The organism is Achromobacter marplatensis (genome assembly GCF_002209535.1).
GTDB lineage: Bacteria > Pseudomonadota > Gammaproteobacteria > Burkholderiales > Burkholderiaceae_B > Achromobacter > Achromobacter marplatensis.
In genome coordinates, this window is record NZ_NJIG01000006.1 from 233,444 (window position 1) to 254,730 (window position 21,287).

Consider the following 21,287-nt stretch of genomic DNA (forward strand, 5'->3'; position numbering starts at 1 on the left):
TAGGACTGGGAGAAATCCCGATAAATCAGGGCAGGCCTTGCCCACGCGCTGGGACGACATCGCCACCATGACCCCCATCAGTTCATCCGGAGGGCTGCAGAGCGCCCTCCCGTTCAATACCGCCAACACCGTCGTGCGTACGCCCGACGCCACGCTGGCGACCGTCGCGTCCGCGTCGACCCGCGTCGCGCTGGGCCAGCCGGCATCGGCTGCCAATTCCACCATCTATACGCAGACGGGCGCGATCGACGATCCCCTGTCGGCGTTGATGGCCCGGAACGTGCGGGCGGGCGCCGGCAACCCGTTCCAGGACCTGGGCGCGGCGTTGCTGGGTCGTTTCCGGACAGACGGCGGCAACTATGCCCAGTCGGTGACGGCGCCCGGCGTGCCGTCCCAAACCGGATCGGACAGCGCGTTGCAATCCCGGCTGCGCCTGCAAGCCGACAATACGGTCTCATTACGGATCGGCACGGCTAGCGGGGCCAAGGTCGAGATTTCCTTGGCTCGCGGCCAGGAAGGCCTGGCGGTGCAGATCGACGTGACCGACGGCACGCTGACCGAGGACGAGCGCAATGCGATCGCGGCCTTGTCCGGCGCTTTCGAAGACGCGCTGGACGGACTGTCCCAGGTGCCGCCACGGCTGGATATCGCCGGTCTGGCGGATGTGGACGCCTCGGTCTTGTCGTCGGTGAATTTGCGCGCGGTCACCCGCGCCGATGGCGTCGCGGTGCAGACCATCGAATTCCAGGCTGACAGCGGGCAGCGGTCGGTGACCTACTCGGGGCCCGCTGGCGAGGTCAGCGTCAATGTCGACCTGAGCAAGCCCGCCACGTTCGGCACGGCCGAGCAGCAGGCGGCGGCGCTCAGCAAGGCTTTGCTGCAGTTCGACAGCGCACAGCGCCGTGGCAATGGCGACGAAGCGCTGATGGCCATGTTCAAGAGCGCCTTTTCGGCCGTGCATGGCAGCTATGGGGCGGCATTGACCGAACGGTCGCAGCCGGCAGGCACCGTCGTCCGTGTGCCGGCCTCGGAATCCCACCGGGCCTTGCTGTCAGGCCTGGCGGACTACTCGGCGTCGATCAAACAGGAATCCAAGAGCAGCAATCCCGCCCGTCTGGAAGAAGTCGACGGGTTCTCGATGCGGGTGTCGCAAAGCAGCAAGGTCACGGGGCGGGCCGGCTCCAACCTGGCGATCACGCAGGACCAGCAGTCCGCGCTTGACGCCAGCTTCCACAAGCCCTTGTCGCCGCACGAAACCCTGGCGCTGAGCACGGACAAGTCTTCCCAGAACTACCTCTACTACCAGGTCAAGGACTCCACCAGCAGCCGTACCGAACTGGCGTACGAGCGCGGCGGATTGACCTCGGCGTCGGTGACGCACTCGCGTAACCTGTCCATGCAGATATCCAAGTTCGTGGGCGGGGAGCGGGTGGAATACACCGTCATCCCCACGGTCGATACGGTCACGCACGATCTGCTGCCCATGTTGCGCGCGGCGCAACTGGACGGACAGGAAGCAGACAGCCGGCAGCCGCGCGACCAGACCGAGGCGATCCTGCGCCGCCGGTACCATGACCTGGCGAATTCGGTGGCGGCGTTGAATCAGGGGTAAATCGCCGCCGTTCGCGGCGTCCATTACTATTCCTGGCATGAGCCAGCGAAAGAACTCCGCCAAGCCGCGCGCCGACGCCTGCATCCGCGTCCGAGGCGCGCGCGAGCACAATCTGAAGAATGTGGATGTGGACATCCCGCGGGATGCGCTGGTGGTGTTCTCCGGCGTATCGGGGTCGGGAAAGTCGTCGCTGGCCTTCGGCACGCTGTATGCCGAAGCGCAGCGGCGCTACCTGGAGTCCCTGTCGCCCTACGCCCGGCGGCTGATCGACCAGGTCGGCGTGCCCGACGTGGACGCGATCGACGGCTTGCCGCCGGCCGTGGCGCTGCAACAGCAGCGCGGCACGCCGAACGTGCGTTCCACGGTGGGCAGCGTCACCACCCTGTCCAGCATGTTGCGCATGCTGTATTCCCGTGCCGGCACGTATCCGGCACGCCAGCCGATGCTGTACGCCGAGGATTTCTCGCCTAACACGCCGCAGGGCGCGTGCCCCAACTGCCATGGCTTGGGCTACGTGTACGACGTGACCGAGCAGTCCATGGTGCCCGATCCGTCGCTGAGCATCCGGGAGCGCGCCATCGCGTCGTGGCCGCCGGCCTGGCACGGACAGAACCTGCGCGACATCCTGGTCACGCTGGGATACGACGTGGACAAACCGTGGCGTGACCTGCCCAAGAAGGCGCGCGACTGGATCCTGTACACGGATGAGCAGCCCACGGTGCCGGTCTACGCGGGCTTCACGCCCGCCGAAACCCGCGCCGCGTTGCGCCGCAAGCAGGAACCCAGCTATATGGGCACCTACACGGGGGCGCGGCGCTACGTGATGCACACGTTCGCCACCACGCAGAGCGCCATGATGAAAAAGCGCGTTGCGCGCTTCATGACCGGCGCGCCGTGCCCGGTGTGCGATGGCCGGCGCTTGAAGCGCGAAGCGCTGTCGGTCAAGTTCGCGGGGCTGGACATTGGCACCCTATCCCGGCTGCCGCTCACCCGCATTGCGCAGGTCCTGGCGCCGGCGGCCAACGGCCACGCGGACGGGGCGGCGGCGGACGGTGCGCGCCATATCGCCGCGCAACGCATTGCCCACGATCTCGTCGAACGCATCGGGACCTTGCAGGCGCTGGGCCTGGGGTATCTGGCGATGGACCGCTCCACGCCCACCCTGTCGCCCGGCGAACTGCAGCGGCTGCGGCTGGCGACCCAGATCCGATCCAACCTGTTTGGCGTGGTGTATGTGCTGGACGAGCCCTCTGCCGGCCTGCATCCGGCGGACGGGCAGGCGTTGCATCGCGCGCTGGACCAGTTGAAGGCGGCCGGCAACACGCTGTTCGTGGTGGAGCACGACCTGGACACCTTGCGCCGTGCCGACTGGCTGGTGGATGTGGGACCCGGCGCGGGGCAGCACGGCGGGCAGGTGCTGTATAGCGGCCCGCCCGAAGGCCTGCGCAAGGTCGGGGCGTCGCTGACTGCCCGGTATCTGTTCGACCGCGCAACCACGCCCCGCCGGCCGCCGCGCGAGCCCGCGGCATGGCTGTCCTTGCGCGGCATCCACCGCAACAACCTGCATGGCCTGGATGTCCGCTTCCCGCTGGGCGCGTTCACGGCCGTCACGGGCGTATCGGGCTCCGGGAAATCCAGCCTGGTCAGCCAGGCGCTGGTTGAACTGATCGGCGAACATCTGGGGCACGAGCCCATCGTGGAAGAGCCTGAGGGCGATCTGCCCCAGCCCGATACGCTGCCGCGCACGACGGGCCGCATCCACGCGGGCGCTGATGCCATCAAGCGGCTGGTGAACGTGGACCAGAAGCCCATCGGCCGCACGCCACGCTCCAATCTGGCAACCTATACGGGCCTGTTCGACCACGTCCGCAAACTCTTCGCCGCGACCCGCACTGCCAAGTCCCGCCGATACGGTGCGGGCCGTTTCTCGTTCAACGTCGCCCAAGGCCGCTGCGAGACCTGCGAGGGCGAAGGTTTTGTCCATATCGAACTGCTGTTCATGCCCAGCGTCTATGCGCCGTGCCCCACTTGCCATGGCAGCCGCTACAACGCGAAGACGCTGGAAATCGAATGGAACGGCCGCAACATCGCCCAAGTGCTGGCGATGACGGTTGACGAAGCGCATGCCTTCTTCCAGGATGAACCCGTGGTGCAACGCCCCTTGGCGCTGCTGCACGAGATCGGCCTGGGCTATCTGCGCCTGGGGCAACCGGCGACCGAGCTGTCCGGCGGCGAAGCGCAGCGCATCAAATTGGCCACCGAACTGCAGCGCAGCCAGCGCGGCAATACGCTCTACGTGCTGGATGAGCCCACCACGGGCCTGCACGCGGCCGATGTGGATAAGCTGATGGCGCAGTTGCACGGGCTCGTGGACGCCGGCAACACCGTCGTGGTCGTCGAGCATGACCTGCGCGTAGTTGCGGGCAGCGACTGGATGATCGACGTCGGTCCGGGCGCGGGCGACGAAGGCGGCCACATCGTCGCCGAAGGCACGCCGCAGGCCGTCAGCGCGGCCGGCGTCGGGGTTACGGCGCCATTCCTCCAAAAACTGTTTCAAGAGTCTGTATGAGCCTTACCTACCGTTCTGCCATCCCTGAAGACGCCGCCGCCTGCATCGTGCTGCGCGCCATGACCCGCGAGAATGCCGTGACCGCCGCAGAACTGGCTGACGCCGGGATCACGCAGGAGACCTGGGGCGCGGGGATCGAATCCGGGCTGTATCCGGGCGTGGTCGCGTTGGATGGCGACAAGTTGGCGGGCTACTGCTTTGGCCATCGCGACACCGGCGAAATCGTGGTGCTGGCATTGCTGCCCGAATACGAAGGGCAGGGCGTGGGCAAGACCGTCCTGGCCATGACGACGGCCGGGCTGCGCAAGCGCGGCTTTGCCCGCTTGTTCCTGGGTTGCGCCGCCGACCCCGCCGTGCGGTCCTACGGCTTTTATCGCCACCTGGGATGGCGTTCAACGGGCACGTTCGATGCGGCGGGCGACGAGGTGCTGGAGTATCTTTTTTAAACTTCCGCCCTGCGCAGAAATCGTCTGGACGAGCCCCTACTGCTCTTGCTCCAGCGTCTTCTGCATCCGCTCCATGCTTTCTTGACTGACTTGAATCATACCGGTGCCGGGTTGATCGATGTCGACGATAAACGTCAGCACAAGTGCTATCAGTGCGGAGAACAGGCCCGTCGACGTCAACCGCCTGCGGCCGTACAGGCCGGTGCCGTAGGCGATATAGGCCACGGCGCCTGCGCTGACGATGAACAGCAGATAGAAGACGGGCTCGGGGACGTGGTTCTCCAGCGCCACGCGGCGCTTCTCATTGACCTGCGCCATCTCGTTGATGGCTTGGATGAACATGATCGTCGAGATCGCCGGCGGGTTGTCGGCGGTGGCGGCGGCCAGGCTGCGGATCTGGCGTTCGATGCGGCGCGACGTGGCGCTGGCGGCGTCGAAGCGGGGCATGTCGTTTTCCGCGTCATGCAATTCCAGCGCGGCCTTCGTATATTCCAGCAGCAGATTGGGCACCTGCGCCCGCGCAGACGGAGCGATCAGTTGCGAACGCCAATAGGCGTTGCCGATGGCGTTGGCCTCTTCCAGCACCAGGTTCTTGCGCGCTTCGAAGCGCGTGACCGACATGGCGAAGGTAAAGCCCAGCAGCAAGGCCAACAGGCCGAGCAGGGCGGTCTGCAGGGCGGTGATGTGCGTCTTGTGGGATTCGTCGGCCGGCCGGCGTTGCGCGCGGCCCAGGCGAAAGCAGAGCTCGATGATGCCCAGGAAGACCAGGACGCCGATGAAGAACAGGTAGGATTCGTCGAAATTCCTGAGCATGGCGCCTCCTCTCGCGGACAGGCCAGCGTATGCGGATTGCGGCAAGGAGGCAAGTTGCCGGATGCCCGGGGTCTGTCAGCGAAACGCCAAGTTCTTGCGGTAAGGTGTCGGTTCCCCACTAAGACCCCGCACGGAGCAGAACTTGAAAACCCGCAAACTCGGCCGTACCGACCTGGATGTCAGCCTGATTGGATTGGGCACCATGACCTGGGGCGAACAGAACACCGAGGCCGAAGCGCATCAACAACTGGACTACGCGCTATCGCGCGGCGTCAATCTGGTCGACGTGGCCGAGATGTATCCGGTGCCGCCCAAGCCCGAAACCCAAGGCCTGACCGAAACCTATATCGGCACCTGGCTGGCGCGCAGCAAGCGCCGCCAGGACATCGTGCTGGCCAGCAAAGTGGCTGGCCCCGTGCGCGACCCCAAGCGCCCCGGCCACATCCGCGACGGCAAGACCTTTCTTGACCGCAAGAACCTGACGGCCGCCCTGGACGCCAGCCTGAAGCGGTTGCAGACGGATTATCTGGACCTGTATCAGCTGCACTGGCCCGACCGCACCACCGCCACGTTCGGCCAACTGAACTATCCCTGGGTCGAAGACGACCACACCGTGCCGATCGAAGAGACCCTGTCGGTGTTGCAGGATTTCGTGCGCGCCGGCAAGGTGCGCCACGTGGGCGTGTCCAATGAAACGCCGTGGGGCGTTTCGCAGTTCCTGCGCCATGCCGACACCCAGGACCTGCCGCGTATCGTATCGATCCAGAACGCATACAGCCTCTTGAACCGCGTCTTCGAGATCGGCCTGTCGGAGTTCACGCACCATGAAGGCGTGGGCCTTCTGGCCTACTCGCCGCTGGCGATGGGCATGCTTTGCGGCAAGTACCTGAACGGCGCCCGCCCGGAAGGCGCACGCCTGACGCGCTACACGCGTTTCACGCGCTACAGCAATCCGCAGGCCGAGGCCGCCACCAGCGAGTACGTGGCGCTTGCCCGTGAACACGGCGTGTCGCCCACGCACCTGGCGCTAGCCTGGGTGAACCAGCGTCCGTTCGTCACCAGCAACCTGATCGGTGCCACGACGCTTGAGCAACTGAAAGAGAACATCGACAGCGTCGACGTGACGTTGTCGCCCGACGTGCTCAAGGCGATCGACGAGATCCACGTGCGCCACCCGAACCCGGCGCCCTGATCCGGCTGCAGGTGGAATCCGCCTTCATGACACGTATCCGCGTATCGCGACGGTTGCCCGCGCTTGCCATGGTCATGGCCATGGCGGGTTGCGCGTCGACGAAGCCTTACACGGAAGAGGTCTCGGCCCTGATGGTGTCTTCGGACAGCAAGACCTTTGCGGTGTTGGGGCCGAAGTACCACTACCTGTTCCAGATGCCGCCGTCGATGGCGCAGTCGTTGACATCGGATTTCCGGACGCGGCTGACGGCCGTGATCCTGCGGGAATTCCACGTGGGCGCCGGCGGATACACCTGGGGTTATGTGCGGCTGCAGCTGGCGGACAACGCGACCGATCGCGACCGCCAGCAGGCTTATGCCATGCATTACAGCACCACGAAAGAAGGGCTGGTCTATTACACCTACCATCTTGAAGGCAGACGCTACGTGGCGCAGCCGGGCACGCCCAGCGCGGCGCAGGGCGGCGAAAGCCGGCAAACCGTGCTGGACAAGCCTTATCGCGTCACCGTGATGGATTCGCAAGGCAGCGCGGAAGCCATGAAACTGCTGTCGCCCGTCACCTTCCTGGCCGGCACGGGGTTCGTGGTGGCCAATCCCGCGGTGGTGCTCTTCGCGCTACCCATGGCCGGTCTCAAGCCCTAGGCGTTGATTTCCCACAGGCGATCAGGCGCGAAGTCCGCCTGCTCGCCCTTCTTGGCGTAACCCAACGGGTTGGCCACGACGCGGCAGCCGTCCTTCAGATAATCGTGCGCGCAGTGCAGATGGCCGTGCATCCAGGTGTGCGCCAACGGTAGCAGGGCGTCCAGCGCGTTGCAAAAGCCCGCCGTGCCCGGCGACACACCGTAGCGGGGATCGGCGCTGGCCAGCGTGGGCGCGAAGTGCGTGATGGCCAGGGTCGGGCCGTCGAACGGCACGCGCAGCGCCGCGTCCAGCCAGGTTTGACAGGCCAGGCCCTGTTCACGCATCTGTTCGGCCATGAAGGGCGCGCCGTGGCGGCGCATCTCGGCCTTTTCCAGATAGAAGTCGGCCGCGCGAAAGGCTTTGGCGCGTTTGGTCAGTGCGACGCCGATACTGTCGCTGTCGGCCGCCAATGCATCGAAGTCCGTCCATAGCGTGGTGCCGATCAACCGCACGCCGTCGATGACGCAGGTTTCACGCTCCAGCCATTGGATGTCCAACGCGTGGCACAGCTCGCGCAGCCGATCGTGCGCGTCATCGAAATCCAGGTTGTCGTACTCGTGGTTGCCGGGCACGAACACCACCGGCGTCGGCCAGCCGTTGCGTGGTGCGTAGCTGCCCAGGCCGAAGTCGGTGCCGGTCAACTTCGATCCCCGGCGGTAGGAGCCGATATCGCCAGCCAGCACCAACAGATCGGCGCCCGGAGCCGGGCGCGCCACGAAGGTCGGGTCGGATTCTAGATGCAGGTCGGAAAGCAATTGGATCTTCATGGCCGATATCTTAGGCGACAGGGCGACATGCGCGGTAACCCTTATCCATGCGACACTTTCCCATCAGTCTTTCCCGCTTACTACCCGGAGGAACGTTTATGCGTATCGTGACGGCCCTGGCGGCCGCGCTTGTCCTCGCGGCCAGCGCGCACGCGCAGCCGCAACCACAGACGCAACCGCAATTGATCAAATGCGGCAATGCCAGTACGCAGACCGATCTGAACCTGTGCGCCGATCAGGCCTACAGAAAATCAGACGCCGAACTGAATGCGGCCTATCGGACCGTGACCGCACGCCTGAAAGACGATCAGACGACGTTGGCCAAGCTGCAGTCGGCACAGAAAGCGTGGTTGTTTTTCCGTGATGCGGAATGCGCTTTTTCGTCGGGCGGCACCACCGGTGGCAGCGCCTATCCGATGGTCTTGAGCCAGTGCCTGGACAAGCTGACGCAGACACGCACGAAGGAATTGCGGGCCTACCTCAAATGCGAGGAAGGCGATATGAGTTGTCCCGTGCCGGGCAAGCAATGACCTTGCTGGATGTCGCGGACGCCGCCCGCAAGGGCGGCCTGATCCTGGATGCGCAGGGCGCGTCGCGCTGCTTTTGGCAGCCGTCCATGCCTGACTATCACGACCATGAATGGGGGCGGCCGGTAGCGGATGACCGCCGCCTGTACGAAAAGATCTGCCTGGAAGGGTTTCAGGCAGGCATGGCCTGGATCACCATCCTGCGCAAACGTGAGGCCTTTCGCGAGGCCTTCGACGATTTCGACTTCGAACGCGTGGCGCGCTACACCGAACAGGACGTCGAACGCTTGATGGGCAATCCGGGCATCGTGCGTAACCGCGCCAAGATCGTGTCCACCATCAACAACGCGCGCCGCGCGGTGGCGCTTGCTGAGGAAACCGGTTCTCTGTCCGGCTGGCTGTGGCGGCACGAGCCGCCCGCCGTCGAGCGGCCAGCCACGATCGATCTGGACTACTGGAACCAGAACCCGACTTCGACGGCATCGGCGGCGTTGTCGCGCGCCTTGAAAAAGCGCGGCTGGACGTTCGTTGGCCCCACCACCATGTATGCCTTCATGCAGGCGGTCGGCATGGTCAACGACCACATGAGCGGCTGCGTCTGCCGGCCGGCGATCGAGGAGGCGCGTAGCGCCTTCAACCGGCCGGCGTAACCCGCCGGAACGAGAAAATCTTGAATTGGTTGCGGTTCGCAAGTATATTGGTTGCGAACCGCAACTTATTGGGGCCGCCATGGATCTCATCGATTTTCCCTCCCAGTCCCGCGAACAGACCATCCGCGACCTGCGGGACTTTTCTCGCAAGCTGGTACGCGAGCTGGGCTTCATGCGCACCTCGCTGGCTGGCAGCGACCTGGCGCCCTCTGCGGTGCACGCCATCATCGAAATCGGCTTGCAGCCGGGCATCCAGGCGCGCGACCTGGCGGGCATACTCAGGCTGGACAAGTCCAACACCAGCCGCCAACTGGCCAAACTGGAATCCGCCGGATTGGTCACACGAGAAACCGACACCGATGACGCGCGGTCTTCCCGCCTGGCCCTGACCGACGCGGGCCTGGCCATGCGCGCTCGGATCGACCAGTTCGCCACCGACCAGGTGTCGCGCGCGCTGCGCCAGTTGGCGCCTGACGACCAGCAATCCCTGATCCGCTTCATGTCCTTGTATGCCGACGCCCTGTCTCGCGAGAATCCCAACGTGGCGCCCGGGGCGACCCCCGCCATCGGCGACCAGATTCACGAAGGCTATGTGCCGGGATGCATCGGCGACGTGGCCAGCCTGCACGCGCGCTATTACGCGCAGGCCTCGGGCTTCGGCGTGTACTTCGAACGCAAGGTGGCCACCGAACTGGGCGCGTTCACCGAAGGCTTGCCCGCGCAGGGCAAAGGCATGTGGCTATATGTGGACGGGGGCAGGGTGCTGGCCTCCATCGTGATCGACGGCGACTCGCCCAGCCGCCAGGCGCATCTGCGCTGGTTCATCGTGGACGAGTCGCTGCGCGGCATGGGCGTGGGCCGTGCGCTGCTTGAACGGGCGCTGGCATACGCCGACGCGCATTACGACGAGACGTACCTGTGGACCTTCAAGGGTCTGGACGCGGCCCGTCACCTGTACGAGGCGGCCGGCTTTGTGCTGACCGACGAATCGGAAGGCCGGCAATGGGGCAGTGTGGTGGTCGAGCAGCGGTTCCTGCGCCGCGGTAGCGCACCCAACCGGCGGGCGTGATAAAGGCGCGGTCGTCCTTTTCATTCTGGCGGCCGTATCTGCGCGCAGCAGAAATACACCGATACATCACCGTCGCCGGGCGGGTCGTCCATTCACGGGGCTGTCACGTCGCGTTCCTAGACTCGCGGGGGTCATGCCGGCTGACAGCGGCATGAATGCCTGCCCCCCACCCTGGACCGATCTTCCCATGCCCCCCAAACGCCTAGCAAAGATGCTTGCGGCCACGTTGTTCGTGGCCGTTTCCCTGTCCGCCTGTGGCGGAGACGATAGCGACGACCCGCCCACGACCAATCCTGAGCCTCCCGTTACGGAGCAGCCCACGCCGCCCGCGCCGTTGCTGCGCTGCGCGCCGTGAGCCGCCGCGCGCCAACCCGCTTGGCCGTGTTTGTTCCTCTCCTCAACGACTCCGGATTCCGCCTATGACTTCCCGCCGTAATTTCCTAGAGACCACCACGGGCGCAGGCTTTGCCGCCGCCGCGCTGGCCGCGTTCCCGCCCAGCATCCGCCGTGCGCTGGCCATTCCCGCCAACAACGCCACCGGCACCATCAAGGATGTTGAACACGTCATCATCCTGATGCAGGAGAACCGTTCCTTCGACCATTACTTCGGCACGCTCAAGGGCGTGCGCGGGTTCGGAGACCGCTTCACGATCCCGCTCGCCAACGGGCGCAAGGTCTGGCAGCAGGAGCGCGCCAACGGCGCCGTGCTTACGCCCTACCATCTGGACGGCAGCGCCAACAACGCGCAGCGCGCCGATGGCGCCCATCACACTTGGGTCGACAGCCAGGCTGCATGGGACCATGGACGCATGACGCGATGGCCTGCCGAAAAAACCGATATCTCGATGGGTTACTTCAAAGAGCGCGAAATCCCGTTCCAGTTCGCGCTCGCCAACGCCTTCACCTTGTGCGATGCCTATCACTGTTCGATGCACACCGGCACCGACGCCAACCGCTCTTTCCATCTGACGGGCACCAACGGCGCCACGGCCGGTGGCGCATCGTTCGTCAACAATGAATGGGACTGGATCGACGGGCAGGCCTCGACGCAGAACCGCGGCTACACCTGGAAGACGTATGCCGAACGCCTGGAAGAGGCAGGCATCAGCTGGATTTCGTACCAGAACATGCCGGACGAATGGGGCGACAACATGCTGGGCGCGTTCCAGCAGTTCCGCCGCGCGAACGTGGCCTCGGGCTTCCCGGTATCCAGCGGCGGCGAGCCCGGCGTGCCGTATGCCAACACCGGGCAGGCGCTGCCCTACCATGCCTACGACGCGGCAAGCGACAACGCGCGCAATCCGCTTTACAAGGGCATCGCCAACACCTTGCCCGGCACTGCGCCCGAAAACTATCTGGACGCGTTCAAGCGCGACATCCGGGAAGGCAAGCTGCCGCAGGTCAGCTGGATGAATGCGCCTTCGATCTATTGCGAACACCCCGGCCCGTCCAGCCCCGTGCAAGGCGCGTGGTTCCTGCAGGAAGTGCTGGATGCGTTGACCGCCGTGCCGGAAGTCTGGAGCAAGACGGTGGTGCTGGTGAACTTCGACGAGAACGACGGCTACTTTGACCACGTGCCGTCGCCGTCGGCGCCGTCGCCCGACTCCGGCCTGGGCAAGGCGGGCAAATCCACCCTGAGCGATGCCGACATGGGGTTCGAGTATTTCTCGCATCCGGCGCCGGCAGGCAGCCGCACCCAGCCCGCCCCGGATGGCCGCGTTTATGGCCCCGGCCCGCGCGTGCCTTTGTTCGTGATTTCTCCGTGGAGCCGCGGAGGCTGGGTCAATTCGCAGGTCTTCGACCACACGTCGGTGCTGCGTTTCCTGGAGGCCCGATTTGGGGTGAACGAGCCCAACATCAGCCCGTTCCGCCGCGCGGTCTGTGGCGACCTCACCACCGCCTTCAACTTCCAGACGCCCAACACCGAAGCGTTGCCGACCCTGGCCGGCCGCAGCACGCGTAGCGCCGCCGACCAGTTGCGCACCGCGCAGGAAGCCTTGCCCGCGATGCCGTTGCCGACCGATATGCAACTGCCCATCCAGGCCAGCGGAACGCGCCCGTCGCGCGCGCTGCCCTACGAGCTGCATGTCAGCGCGCGCTGCAGCGCCGAGGGCATGGTGGAACTGCTGTTCTCCAACACGGGCAAGCAGGCGGCCGTCTTCCACGTGTATGACCAGTTGAACCTGGCCCGCGTCCCGCGCCGCTATGTCGTGGAAGCGGAGAAGTCGCTCTCGGATACCTGGAACGCGTTCCAGGACAATCTTGGCCGTTACGACCTGTGGGTGCTGGGTCCCAACGGCCTGCATCGCCACTTCAAGGGCGACACCAACCGCATCGCCGACACCGACGTCGCGCCCGAGATTCGCGTCTGCTACGACATCGCAAATGGCGACGTCTATGCCGAGCTCATGAACACTGGCGCCAAGACCGCCGACTTCACGGTGACCGCCATGGCCTACCGTCAGGACGGCCCCTGGCGCGAGGCGGTGGCGGGCAAGGCGAAGGCGTCGTTGCACTGGTCGCTGGAAGGCAGCGCGCAGTGGTACGACTTCGCCGTCACCTGCGCAAGCGACCCCACGTACTACCGTCGCTTTGCGGGGCGGGTAGAGACCGGCAAGCACACGGTGAGTGATCCGGCCATGGGGGCATAGATCGGATCGCACTGAAGGCCAAACCCGGGATCACTCCCGGGCTTGCAACGCGAACGTGCAGGCGGCGGCCTACGGGCGGCCGTCTGTCGCGGGCGCGTCAGATCACGCTGATGCGCAATTCGGCCAGCAGCACGGCCGCCTGCGCTTTAGAGATGGTCGCGCCGGCCAGGCGCGCGGCAACCGTCAGGTCGATGCCGCTCAAGTCCACTTCACGCAGGTCGGCGCCTTCAAAGCGGACGTTCTTCAAGTTGGCGTTGCGTAGGCTGCCGCCATGGAACACGGCGTCGCGAAAATCACTGCCGGCCAGGTCGGCATCAGAGAAGTCCAGCTGCATGATGTTGGACTTGCGGAACGACACGCCGCGCAGCAGCGCGCCCACCAGCAGGCATTCCTCCACGGTCCAGCCCAGGCAGGCGATGCCGTCGAAATCGGAACCGGTCAGCTTGCAGCCCTGGAACCGGGCCGCCGCCAAGCGAGCCCGGCGCCAGTTGGCGTTGTTCAGGTCGCAGTTCTGGAACACGGCGTCGCTGGCGTCGGCCGAGGCGAAGCTGGCTTGGCCGCCGCGGCAACGCACCCATGACGTATCGGCAAGCGTGGCGCCCTGGAATGAGGCATTCGCAATGGCGCAGGCCGTGAACCGCGCGCCGCGTAAATCCAGCCGGGAAAAGTCGGCATCCTGAAAATCGCAGTCCTGGAACGACAGCGGTTTGCCCGCCGCACGTTCAATCAAGGCCTCCATTGCCTTGCGGTCCACGTGAGAGTCGGTCACGGTTTCAATCGGGTCTTGCGTCATGCATCGGGTCTCGGTTCGGTGCTCCGGGGGCGAGGCTGGAACGCGCCACGCCCGGCGGGGCAAGCGCTAGGATACCAAGCTAGTAAGGTCGTCGAGGTCATAGGATTTCGTAAAGGGTTACTGGAAAATCCCGCATTCGACGCAGAACGCTACCAGTTCCTGGTCGGTCTGCACATTCAGCTTGCGCATGGCGGAAATCTTTTGTCCGCTAACGGTCTTGACGCTGCGTTGCAGCGTCTCGGCGACTTGCATCATGGACTCGCCGCGGATGAAGTGGCGCAGCACTTCGAACTCTTTGGGCGACAGGCTATTGATGCGTTCGCCAATGAACCTGGTGTGAGAATCCTCGACGCCTTCGCGCTGAAAGCCGGGAGGGTAGTAGTTGCGGCCGGCCTGCAGCGTCCGTAAGGCGGTCACGATTTCGGCCAGGTTGTCGCGCTTGAGCACCACGGCGGACACCCCCGCGTCGTACAGCGCAGAGATGATCATGGGATTGGACACCATGGTCAGCACGACAAGCCGCGCGCGCGGGAAATGCCGTGCCAGGTACTGGACCAGACGGATGCCGTCGCCGTAGGTGTCGTCGCCTGGCATGGAATAGTCGGTGATGATCACATCCGGCTGGCCGCCGCGCAGATGCTCGACCAGCGCCGTCGGGCTGGACAGCGTCGCAGTGATCTCGAAACTGAGTTCGCGATCAAGCAGGTCGCGCATGGCCATCAGCACCAGGGGATGGTCATCGGCAAGGACTATTCTGAGTCGTTCCATTCGAAGGCGCACGGCGACGTGAGCAGGTGGGACATCGGGGCTATGCTGCGCCATGACTCATACCTGAACCAGGAAAGCTCGCAGTTCAAGCATGAGACTTGATGCCATCCGAAACGCGTGCTCGTTCCAGCCGTCACGCCTGACCTGCGTGTCGAAGGCATCGACGCGTGTCAATATTTCGGTCAGTTTTACCATGGCCAGCGCGCCGCGTATGCGATGCAGCATCAGCTGGGCCGCCTGCCCGTCGCGTTGGGCAAGCGACTGTTCCAGCGTCGCCACGTCGCTACTCATCGTGTCCAGGAAAAGGCGGCGGAGCCTGGCGGGCACGGTGGGGCCCGGGTCAGCAAGTCGAGACGCTTCGCCGCCCCGCTGGGGCACCTTGGGATCGTGAGGCATGGTCAGCTCCGGACACCTTGCAGCGTCTGCAGGGCTTGGCGCATCGCGGACAGTGCCAACGGCTTGACCAGCAGACGCGTCATGCCGGCATTCTTGCCGCGGCGTTGCTCGTCTTCGAAGGCGTTCGCGGTGATGCCAAGGATGGGACCTTCATATCCCCGCTTGCGCAGTCGGCGTGTGAACTCGTACCCGTCGACAAGGGGCATGTTCAAGTCGGTCAGCACGGCGTCGAAATCCAGCAAGCCGGGCAAGTTCAGCGCCTCTTGGCCATCGCCTGCCAAGACGACAGTGCAACCCAGGTGTTCCAGTTGTTCGCGCAGGATGAATTGGCTGATCGGATTGTCTTCCGCAACCAGCACCCGCAAATTCAGGGCTTCGGTGGCGGCTTTGGCCTGATGCGGCATGCTGCGGGCCAGGCCGATGTGCGCCTGATGGACCGCCTGGCGGATGCTGGCAAGACTGTAGGCGTTGGCGAACCAGGTGCGCGGACTGCTTTCAACTGGCGCAGGCAAGCCCGGCGGATGGATGATGACTTGCGGGCCGTGCCAGTCGCCGCGCCTGTCCGTGTGCGGCCAGGCCTGCACCAGCACGGCGGGGTCCAGGGCCGCTGTGCCGGCTAAGGGATAAGGCAAGGCCACGGCTCCCCAGTGGCGCAGCCATCCGCACAAGTTGTGGACGATCTCGGGTACGGCACCCTGCACGTACACGGCCGTGCCGCTCAGATCGGGGCCTGCGGCCTCGGGGGGGGCCGACGCCTGCGGCAGCCGGACGTCGAACGTGACGCTGGTGCCCAGGCCGAGTTCGCTGACGGCGTTGATCCGGCCCTGCATCGCCTCCGCAAGGCGACGGCAGATGGACAGCCCGAGGCCCGTTCCCGGCAAGGCAGCCGGATCGTCCGTCGACACTTGGTAATAGGGGTCGAACAAGCTGATTTGATGCTCCGGCGCGATGCCGGCGCCCGTATCCGCGACCTGAAAGCCCAGGCAGATGCCTTCGTGGCTGCTGCCGGCCAGCTTCAGGCGCAACACGATCCGGCCCGAGTCCGTGAACTTGACGGCGTTGCTGACCAGATTGTCGAGTATCTGCCGGATGCGCATGGCATCACCGATCACGGCGGCGGGCATGTCGGGGTCGGCCAGGGCATAGGTCTGCAACCCTTTGGCTTGGGCGCGCGCGGCAAAACTGGCGACGACGCTGTTGAGCAATTCAACGGGCGAGAACGGCGCGCACTGCAACGCGGTGTGGCCGGCTTCGATGCGGGAGAGGTCCAGCGTGTCGTTGATCGTCCGCAGCAACGTCGCTGACGATTGCTGGACGGTTTCGAGATACTGCGCCTGTTGGGGGCTGACAGGGGTCAGCGAGAACAGTTCCAGCGTGCCGAGGATGCCGTATAGCGGCGTTCGGATCTCGTGGCTCATCGTGGTGAGGAACACGGTCTTGGCCTGGTTGGCGGCCTCGGCATCGCGTTTGGCCTGTAGCAGCGATTGTTCGGCGCGCCTGAGCGATGATAGGTCCCCGGCCAGGGTTTCGTATTGGCGCACCGCGGGCAAGACAAGGTGGCGGCGGATGTAGCGAATCTGCAGGACGACGGCAAACGTCAGCAACAGGCAAGCGATGGCCGCTGTCTGCAAGGCGAAAGCGTTGTCTTGCAGCACACGCATAAGCGGCGTGTAGTACACGAGCCGCCAGCCGTCGTCCCCCACCGATTTGCTCAGCACCAGATAGTCGGGGATCCACCCTTGGCCCTGCAGGCCGAAAGCGTCTTTGCGCGCGGTATGCGCCAGCGCGCGGTCGGCGGCGGGGTCCGGGCTGTGCAGCACGGGGCGGTTGCGTTCGTCGAACAGCACATAGTTGCCCGTACCAGCTTGCGGCGTATCCACGGCGGACTCTACGCCTTGGACTTCCAGGCCGATCCAGCCGGCCTCGGGTTCAACGGGGTCGAGTGGGGTGAACAGGAAGAGGCGCTTGTCGGTGTCTTGTGGCGGGTGCAGCCAGATGATCCGGGTTTGTCCCGTGGCGGACGGCCGGAGGGTGATGTTGGCCAGGGTGCGTGACAGCCATGCCTGGGTATCGGCAGGGATCGGCGCCAGCGCGACCTGGTCGCGAGCGGCCATGCGCAGCGTGCTGGCATGGCGGGGCGAGCTGTAGACCACTTTGGTGCGGGCCAGGGCCACGCGTCGCAGGTCGCGGTGGGTCAGCACCAGCGCCCAGTCGTAAGCGCCATCCGCTTCCTGCAGCGGCAGGACCTCGACCTGTGGGGCGGCGCCCGTGTGGGCCAGCGCCTCGTCCAGGTGTGCGCTGCCGACGTTGCGCACGGCCGATGCCGAGAGGGACCGCAGCAGCGCTTCGCGCTGGTCGAAGAACTGCTGCGCATCGTAGGCGGCCGCGTTCATGTGGCGGCGGTGGGAGGACACGACATTGTTGAAGGCCCAGTACAGGTAGAGCGTGGCGCCGGCCGCGATGCAGACGAGCAGGGCCACTGCAAGGCAGTGCAGCAGCAATGAAGCCGCGCGTGGCGCGGCCTGAGGTTCAAGGGCGGGAACGCCACGGTCTTCTACCAGCATTGTTTCGATGATAGAAACACCCACTTACTAAGAGAATAAGAAAAATCTCAAAGTAAACAGGAGTCGTGAGGATTTCCCGCCGGGCTCGCTCGAGGGGGTTCCTTCCGTGCCACGGGCACTGGGGCCCGCCCTTTCAGAACTTTCTTGTTCAGTTGGTGATCACGGTTGGGCAGTATCGGGCAGGCGTCAATTCAGACGTCAATCGATAACGGAATGATCCTGACCCTATGAAGGACGACACTCGACTCTGGCCCGTGCACGAACAATCCGTCCTGCTGCGCTTTCAGCCCGTCTTCACGGCGCAAGGCCAAGTCCACGAATACGCAGTGCTGGGGCGTTCCCGGCCTTCTCTCTGGGGCGGTCTCACGTCCTCCGGGCCGGGCGCGGGGCTACAGGCCGGTGTGGCGTTCTTCAACAGGTTCGATACGCCGATCGTTCTGTCGTTCGAACATCCGCTGGATGTGACCGCCTCCGGTTGTCTGGGAGAACGCCTGTGCGCCGAACTGGGCATCGGCTTGATAGACCACGCGATCTGGGTCAATAAACTGGTCTGCCATGACGACATTGCGCCCTTGACCATTCCCGCGTCAAACGTCACGTTCACGGTGCCGTTGAGCAGCAGACTGTCCAAACGCGCCGACCTCCTGGCGCGCTATCCGGATTTTCATCCCCGCTTGCGGGCGCGGCTCGCTCCCCGCGCCCAGGGGGCAGCGTCGGCGCACGGGCTGCTGCGCGTCGACGGGCTGCAAGTGGAGATTCCGCCTGGCCTGTTCGAAAGCCGGTCGATGCAGGGGCGGTTCTTCACATTGATGGAACGTGCCTGGAGCGCCGGCCTGCAAGTGGTGGCAAGCGGCGTCGACGACATCCGCGATTTCGCCTGGATGCGCGCGCATGGCCAACTGCTTTACCGTGGCGCCGCGATGGCCGGACCGCTTAGCCCGGAATGCCTGGACACCTGGCTGCAAGCCGATAGCAGCCAGTGGCGTTCATTCAACGCCTGTACGACAAGCTTTGCAGGCTGATTGCCGGCCAGCTGGTTCTGCCCGAAGCGGGCTCCGGGCAGTGATGGCGTTTTCGCTGACAGCGCTTCAGCTTGCCGCGTCGGATTGCAAACGGCCCAAGATGAATCCGTCCACCGCGCTGGTGCGGCCGCGCCACAACGTGGGTTGTCCCGCGACAGGCGTGCCGTCGGCCGCGAAGAACAAGGCGTCGGACAAGTGGATGTAGTTGGGCAGCGGATCAGCGGGTTGGGGCACGCGGAAGACGTCGCCCAGTTCGGCCAGGGAAGCGTGCACGGTGCTGCGGGTGTCCGCATCCATCGCGCCGAGCGAATTCGTGAAGCTGGCGGCGAAGCGGTCGAAGTATTCCGCGCCCGACACGATCGAGCCGGACACCAGCATGCCGCCCATCTGCAACGTGACCCCGATGCTTTCGATCTGGCTGCCGTTGTTCACCAGGTTGACCAGGAATTGAAGAAAGGCGTCTGCGCCGGGCGCGGCGTGCTTGTCCTGGGCGGGGAGGGAATCGATGCTCATTGTTCGGGTCTCGGAAAGGGCGGGAAAGAGCCACAAGATACTCGATGCATGCGAAAAATACACAAACGGCAATAGCGGGAAAAACGGCAGAATCAGGCGTCAGACCGCCCCATCTCCGACGGTTTGCCGGCGTTACCGTGTCAGGCTGCGGGAGATCCCGCCTTCTGGACGACCGACATGAACACCACAAACATCGCGAACGCCTTGGGCGCCAGGGCATCCGGCGCGCCTTCCGCCGGCACGTCTTCCGCGCGCACGGACGGCGCATTCCGCACTGCCTTCCTGAACGCTGCCGAGCGCAATCAGTCTGCGATGGCGGGCGGGGTGTCGGGCAGCACGGTATCGGCGCCGTCCAGCGCCGAGCAGGAATTCATGGACTACGCGTCCCTGTCGCTGGAAGAAAAGATGTTCTATGCCGCGCTGGCCTCGCTGGGCATCTCGAAGAAGGAATACGACGCGATGTCGGCCGACGAGCGTCTGGCGATTGCCGCCAAGCTGTCGTTGGCCATGCAGCAACTGACCAAGGCCGACAATACCGAAAAGGTCCTCTGAGCACGGGCCTGGCTAGGCCTGCACGCTGCGTGCCAGGCGTTGCGCAGCGGCTTTCAGGCGGTCCCGCAGCGCATCCGGCGCGAGCACTTCGAAATCCACGTCCAGCGTCATCAGCCAGTACGCCAGGGAATCTAGCGAATCGGCGCCGCATTGCAGCAGGCAGCGCGCCTCGTCCAAGGGCTGAAGCTGGCTGGCGGATTCGGCCAGCTGCTGCGCCATGACGGCCAGTGGCGCGTGCAGAATGATCTGCGCCTGTTCCGCATACGGCGCCACGTGAATCGAGCGTGAGACGAACGCCCGCAGATCTCCGCCTTCGGGCGGTGGGCGCGGCGTGAAATGGCCGCCGACGCTCGGCGTGCCGGTAATACGGTCGATGCGGAACGTGCGCCAATCGTCGCGCGCCGGGTCCCATGCCACCAGATACCAGCGTTGGGCCGTGTGCGCCATACCCTGGGGTTCGACATGCCGGCGGCTGATCTTGCCACGGATGTCGGTGTAGCCGAACTCGATCAGAAGCTGGTCGCGACAGGCGGCGGCCAGCGTGGCGAGCAAGCCCGCGTCGACGGTCGGGCCGCCCCGGTCTATCGGCACGATGACCGCTTTCAAAGCCTCTACCCGGCGCCGCAGGCGCGCCGGCATGACCTGTTCAAGCTTTACCAGCGCGCGCAGTGCGGACTCTTCGATGCCTCCTACAGAGCCCGTGGCCGCCGTGCGCAGTGTGATGGCCACCGCCAGCGCTTCGTCGTCATCCAGCAGCAGCGGCGGCAAGGCGTTGCCTGGGCGGAAGGCATAGCCGCCGGCGACCCCGCTGCTGGCCTGGACGGGATAGCCCAGTTCGCGCAGCCGATCGATGTCGCGTCGCAGGGTGCGCGGGTGGATGGCCAGGGTCTGGGCAAGCTCGGCGCCCGCCCAGTGGCGGCGGGTTTGCAGCAGCGAGAGCAGGCGTAGCAGGCGATTGCTGGCGGTTAGCATCGGCCTACGATACCGCGAATCGAGGGCGGAATCTGTCCGCAATGACTTCTACAGTGGCGCCTGCTGACCGAGGCATTCCGCCGCGGACGAAGCTTCTTGCAGATGAGTAGGAGAATTGCCCATGTCCATCGTCCTTTACTGGCACCCCAGGTCCAGTGCGCTTCCCATTGCCAGCGCCTTGACGGAACTTGGCGTGCCCCACGAGCGTGTCGTCGTCGACATCGAAGCGGGCGAGCAACGGCGTCCGGAATTCCTGGCACTCAATCCCCACGGCAAGGTGCCGACGCTGACGGTGGATGGTGCGCCGATGTTCGAGTCCCTGGCGATCCAATTGTGGCTGGGAGAATGCTACGGCGTCGACGCGGGGCTGTGGCCGGCGCCGAACACGCCGGCGCGCCTGCTGGCCATGTCTTGGTGCGCGTGGAGCTATGTGTCGTATGGCGCCGTGCTCTGGCGGGTGTATCACGCGACCCACGGAGAGGAAGCGCGCCGGGATGCCAGGCAGGCCGAGGCCGGCCTCGCGGATATGAATGCGCTGCTGGCCGTGCTGGACGGTCATCTGTCCAAGCAGCCCTGGATCCTGGGCGCGGCGTATTCGCTGGCCGACCTGATCGTTGGATCGGTGGTTGGTTACAGCGCCTTCCTGGGGGCGGTGCAGAACCACCCGCATGTGCGGGCATGGTGCGACCGGGTCAATGCCCGGCCGGCCATGCAGATCGCCGCCTAGGGCG

Annotated in this window: 21 protein-coding genes; 13 read left to right on the forward strand and 8 right to left on the reverse strand. The window is 65.2% G+C overall.

Features of this window, described 5'->3' with window-relative positions; translation table 11 throughout:
• Positions 1-37 precede the first annotated feature (37 nt).
• From CEY09_RS16280 to CEY09_RS16290, 3 genes are read left to right on the forward strand one after another with little or no spacing between them, the layout of a single operon-like run.
• Positions 38-1,612 (forward strand): hypothetical protein, encoded by a 1,575-nt coding sequence (locus CEY09_RS16280; RefSeq protein WP_088589440.1) that lies wholly within the window; start codon positions 38-40, stop codon positions 1,610-1,612.
• 37 nt (positions 1,613-1,649) lie between these two features.
• Complete coding sequence (gene uvrA / locus CEY09_RS16285; protein WP_088589441.1) at positions 1,650-4,181, forward strand: excinuclease ABC subunit UvrA; 2,532 nt, start codon at positions 1,650-1,652, stop codon at positions 4,179-4,181.
• Positions 4,178-4,627 carry a GNAT family N-acetyltransferase gene (locus CEY09_RS16290; protein ID WP_088589442.1) on the forward strand — a complete coding sequence of 150 codons (450 nt, stop codon included), beginning with the start codon at positions 4,178-4,180 and terminating at the stop codon, positions 4,625-4,627. Before uvrA ends, CEY09_RS16290 begins: the two co-directional genes overlap by 4 nt.
• Positions 4,628-4,663: 36 nt before the next feature.
• On the opposite strand, the gene CEY09_RS16295 is transcribed toward CEY09_RS16290, so the two are convergent.
• Positions 4,664-5,440: a bestrophin-like domain gene (locus CEY09_RS16295; RefSeq protein ID WP_088589443.1), complete on the reverse strand. Its 777-nt coding sequence runs from the start codon at positions 5,438-5,440 to the stop codon at positions 4,664-4,666.
• 142 nt (positions 5,441-5,582) lie between these two features.
• On the opposite strand from CEY09_RS16295, the gene CEY09_RS16300 reads away from it, so the two are divergent.
• Complete coding sequence (locus tag CEY09_RS16300) at positions 5,583-6,632, forward strand: NADP(H)-dependent aldo-keto reductase (RefSeq protein ID WP_006226526.1); 1,050 nt, start codon at positions 5,583-5,585, stop codon at positions 6,630-6,632.
• 26 nt (positions 6,633-6,658) lie between these two features.
• On the forward strand, positions 6,659-7,273 hold the full coding sequence (locus CEY09_RS16305; RefSeq protein ID WP_088589444.1) for a hypothetical protein: 615 nt from the start codon (positions 6,659-6,661) through the stop codon (positions 7,271-7,273).
• Here the strand turns inward: CEY09_RS16305 and CEY09_RS16310 are convergent.
• Positions 7,270-8,079 carry a metallophosphoesterase gene (locus CEY09_RS16310; protein ID WP_006226524.1) on the reverse strand — a complete coding sequence of 270 codons (810 nt, stop codon included), beginning with the start codon at positions 8,077-8,079 and terminating at the stop codon, positions 7,270-7,272. The two genes, CEY09_RS16305 and CEY09_RS16310, sit on opposite strands and share 4 nt — an antisense overlap.
• Before the next feature lie 98 nt (positions 8,080-8,177).
• Here CEY09_RS16310 and CEY09_RS16315 point away from each other — a divergent pair, with 98 nt between their 5' ends.
• The 5 genes from CEY09_RS16315 to CEY09_RS16330 all read left to right on the forward strand — a co-directional run bounded on the left by CEY09_RS16315 (position 8,178) and on the right by CEY09_RS16330 (position 12,976).
• Entirely contained in the window at positions 8,178-8,609 is a 432-nt protein-coding gene (locus tag CEY09_RS16315; RefSeq protein WP_006226523.1) for a lysozyme inhibitor LprI family protein, read from the forward strand.
• Entirely contained in the window at positions 8,606-9,256 is a 651-nt protein-coding gene (locus CEY09_RS16320; RefSeq protein ID WP_088589445.1) for a DNA-3-methyladenine glycosylase I, read from the forward strand. Before CEY09_RS16315 ends, CEY09_RS16320 begins: the two co-directional genes overlap by 4 nt.
• Before the next feature lie 79 nt (positions 9,257-9,335).
• Positions 9,336-10,325 (forward strand): bifunctional helix-turn-helix transcriptional regulator/GNAT family N-acetyltransferase, encoded by a 990-nt coding sequence (locus tag CEY09_RS16325; RefSeq protein WP_088589446.1) that lies wholly within the window; start codon positions 9,336-9,338, stop codon positions 10,323-10,325.
• A 187-nt stretch (positions 10,326-10,512) separates the two neighbouring features.
• Positions 10,513-10,680, forward strand: coding sequence for a hypothetical protein (locus CEY09_RS32305; protein WP_167390088.1), 168 nt, complete (start codon positions 10,513-10,515; stop codon positions 10,678-10,680).
• 64 nt (positions 10,681-10,744) lie between these two features.
• Positions 10,745-12,976, forward strand: coding sequence for a phosphocholine-specific phospholipase C (locus CEY09_RS16330; RefSeq protein WP_088589447.1), 2,232 nt, complete (start codon positions 10,745-10,747; stop codon positions 12,974-12,976).
• A 97-nt stretch (positions 12,977-13,073) separates the two neighbouring features.
• Here the strand turns inward: CEY09_RS16330 and CEY09_RS16335 are convergent, their stop codons facing one another.
• From CEY09_RS16335 to CEY09_RS16350, 4 genes are all read right to left on the reverse strand, one after another.
• Positions 13,074-13,769 (reverse strand): pentapeptide repeat-containing protein, encoded by a 696-nt coding sequence (locus tag CEY09_RS16335; RefSeq protein ID WP_088589448.1) that lies wholly within the window; start codon positions 13,767-13,769, stop codon positions 13,074-13,076.
• A gap of 117 nt (positions 13,770-13,886) precedes the next feature.
• The gene (locus CEY09_RS16340; RefSeq protein WP_088589449.1) at positions 13,887-14,537 is read right to left on the reverse strand and encodes a response regulator; all 651 of its coding nucleotides are present in this window, start codon (positions 14,535-14,537) and stop codon (positions 13,887-13,889) included.
• 57 nt (positions 14,538-14,594) lie between these two features.
• Entirely contained in the window at positions 14,595-14,933 is a 339-nt protein-coding gene (locus CEY09_RS16345) for an Hpt domain-containing protein (protein ID WP_088589450.1), read from the reverse strand.
• Between the two features lie 2 nt (positions 14,934-14,935).
• Positions 14,936-17,497 carry an ATP-binding protein gene (locus tag CEY09_RS16350; protein WP_088589451.1) on the reverse strand — a complete coding sequence of 854 codons (2,562 nt, stop codon included), beginning with the start codon at positions 17,495-17,497 and terminating at the stop codon, positions 14,936-14,938.
• Between the two features lie 227 nt (positions 17,498-17,724).
• Between CEY09_RS16350 and CEY09_RS16355 the strand changes: the two genes are divergently transcribed.
• On the forward strand, positions 17,725-18,519 hold the full coding sequence (locus CEY09_RS16355; RefSeq protein ID WP_088589452.1) for a hypothetical protein: 795 nt from the start codon (positions 17,725-17,727) through the stop codon (positions 18,517-18,519).
• Positions 18,520-18,585: 66 nt separating this feature from the next.
• Here CEY09_RS16355 and gvpU read toward each other — a convergent pair whose 3' ends face one another.
• The gene (gene gvpU, locus CEY09_RS32415) at positions 18,586-19,032 is read right to left on the reverse strand and encodes a gas vesicle accessory protein GvpU (RefSeq protein WP_175216753.1); all 447 of its coding nucleotides are present in this window, start codon (positions 19,030-19,032) and stop codon (positions 18,586-18,588) included.
• 177 nt (positions 19,033-19,209) lie between these two features.
• Between gvpU and CEY09_RS16365 the strand changes: the two genes are divergently transcribed.
• Positions 19,210-19,584: a hypothetical protein gene (locus CEY09_RS16365; RefSeq protein WP_088589453.1), complete on the forward strand. Its 375-nt coding sequence runs from the start codon at positions 19,210-19,212 to the stop codon at positions 19,582-19,584.
• A gap of 12 nt (positions 19,585-19,596) precedes the next feature.
• Here CEY09_RS16365 and CEY09_RS16370 read toward each other — a convergent pair whose 3' ends face one another.
• Complete coding sequence (locus tag CEY09_RS16370; RefSeq protein ID WP_088589454.1) at positions 19,597-20,556, reverse strand: helix-turn-helix transcriptional regulator; 960 nt, start codon at positions 20,554-20,556, stop codon at positions 19,597-19,599.
• A gap of 121 nt (positions 20,557-20,677) precedes the next feature.
• Between CEY09_RS16370 and CEY09_RS16375 the strand changes: the two genes are divergently transcribed.
• On the forward strand, positions 20,678-21,283 hold the full coding sequence (locus CEY09_RS16375; RefSeq protein ID WP_088589455.1) for a glutathione S-transferase family protein: 606 nt from the start codon (positions 20,678-20,680) through the stop codon (positions 21,281-21,283).
• Positions 21,284-21,287: the final 4 nt, after the last annotated feature.

What these genes read in the sequence shown, in the direction of transcription:
- uvrA (WP_088589441.1), top strand. Translation starts at nt 1,650, where the DNA reads ATGAGCCAGCGAAAGAACTCCGCCAAGCCGCGCGCCGACGCCTGCATC.
- CEY09_RS16290 (WP_088589442.1), top strand. Translation starts at nt 4,178, where the DNA reads ATGAGCCTTACCTACCGTTCTGCCATCCCTGAAGACGCCGCCGCCTGC.
- CEY09_RS16295 (WP_088589443.1), bottom strand. Translation starts at nt 5,440, where the DNA reads ATGCTCAGGAATTTCGACGAATCCTACCTGTTCTTCATCGGCGTCCTG.
- CEY09_RS16305 (WP_088589444.1), top strand. Translation starts at nt 6,659, where the DNA reads ATGACACGTATCCGCGTATCGCGACGGTTGCCCGCGCTTGCCATGGTC.
- CEY09_RS16310 (WP_006226524.1), bottom strand. Translation starts at nt 8,079, where the DNA reads ATGAAGATCCAATTGCTTTCCGACCTGCATCTAGAATCCGACCCGACC.
- CEY09_RS16315 (WP_006226523.1), top strand. Translation starts at nt 8,178, where the DNA reads ATGCGTATCGTGACGGCCCTGGCGGCCGCGCTTGTCCTCGCGGCCAGC.
- CEY09_RS16320 (WP_088589445.1), top strand. Translation starts at nt 8,606, where the DNA reads ATGACCTTGCTGGATGTCGCGGACGCCGCCCGCAAGGGCGGCCTGATC.
- CEY09_RS16325 (WP_088589446.1), top strand. Translation starts at nt 9,336, where the DNA reads ATGGATCTCATCGATTTTCCCTCCCAGTCCCGCGAACAGACCATCCGC.
- CEY09_RS32305 (WP_167390088.1), top strand. Translation starts at nt 10,513, where the DNA reads ATGCCCCCCAAACGCCTAGCAAAGATGCTTGCGGCCACGTTGTTCGTG.
- CEY09_RS16330 (WP_088589447.1), top strand. Translation starts at nt 10,745, where the DNA reads ATGACTTCCCGCCGTAATTTCCTAGAGACCACCACGGGCGCAGGCTTT.
- CEY09_RS16335 (WP_088589448.1), bottom strand. Translation starts at nt 13,769, where the DNA reads ATGACGCAAGACCCGATTGAAACCGTGACCGACTCTCACGTGGACCGC.
- CEY09_RS16340 (WP_088589449.1), bottom strand. Translation starts at nt 14,537, where the DNA reads ATGGAACGACTCAGAATAGTCCTTGCCGATGACCATCCCCTGGTGCTG.
- CEY09_RS16345 (WP_088589450.1), bottom strand. Translation starts at nt 14,933, where the DNA reads ATGCCTCACGATCCCAAGGTGCCCCAGCGGGGCGGCGAAGCGTCTCGA.
- CEY09_RS16350 (WP_088589451.1), bottom strand. Translation starts at nt 17,497, where the DNA reads ATGCTGGTAGAAGACCGTGGCGTTCCCGCCCTTGAACCTCAGGCCGCG.
- CEY09_RS16355 (WP_088589452.1), top strand. Translation starts at nt 17,725, where the DNA reads ATGAAGGACGACACTCGACTCTGGCCCGTGCACGAACAATCCGTCCTG.
- gvpU (WP_175216753.1), bottom strand. Translation starts at nt 19,032, where the DNA reads ATGAGCATCGATTCCCTCCCCGCCCAGGACAAGCACGCCGCGCCCGGC.
- CEY09_RS16365 (WP_088589453.1), top strand. Translation starts at nt 19,210, where the DNA reads ATGAACACCACAAACATCGCGAACGCCTTGGGCGCCAGGGCATCCGGC.
- CEY09_RS16370 (WP_088589454.1), bottom strand. Translation starts at nt 20,556, where the DNA reads ATGCTAACCGCCAGCAATCGCCTGCTACGCCTGCTCTCGCTGCTGCAA.
- CEY09_RS16375 (WP_088589455.1), top strand. Translation starts at nt 20,678, where the DNA reads ATGTCCATCGTCCTTTACTGGCACCCCAGGTCCAGTGCGCTTCCCATT.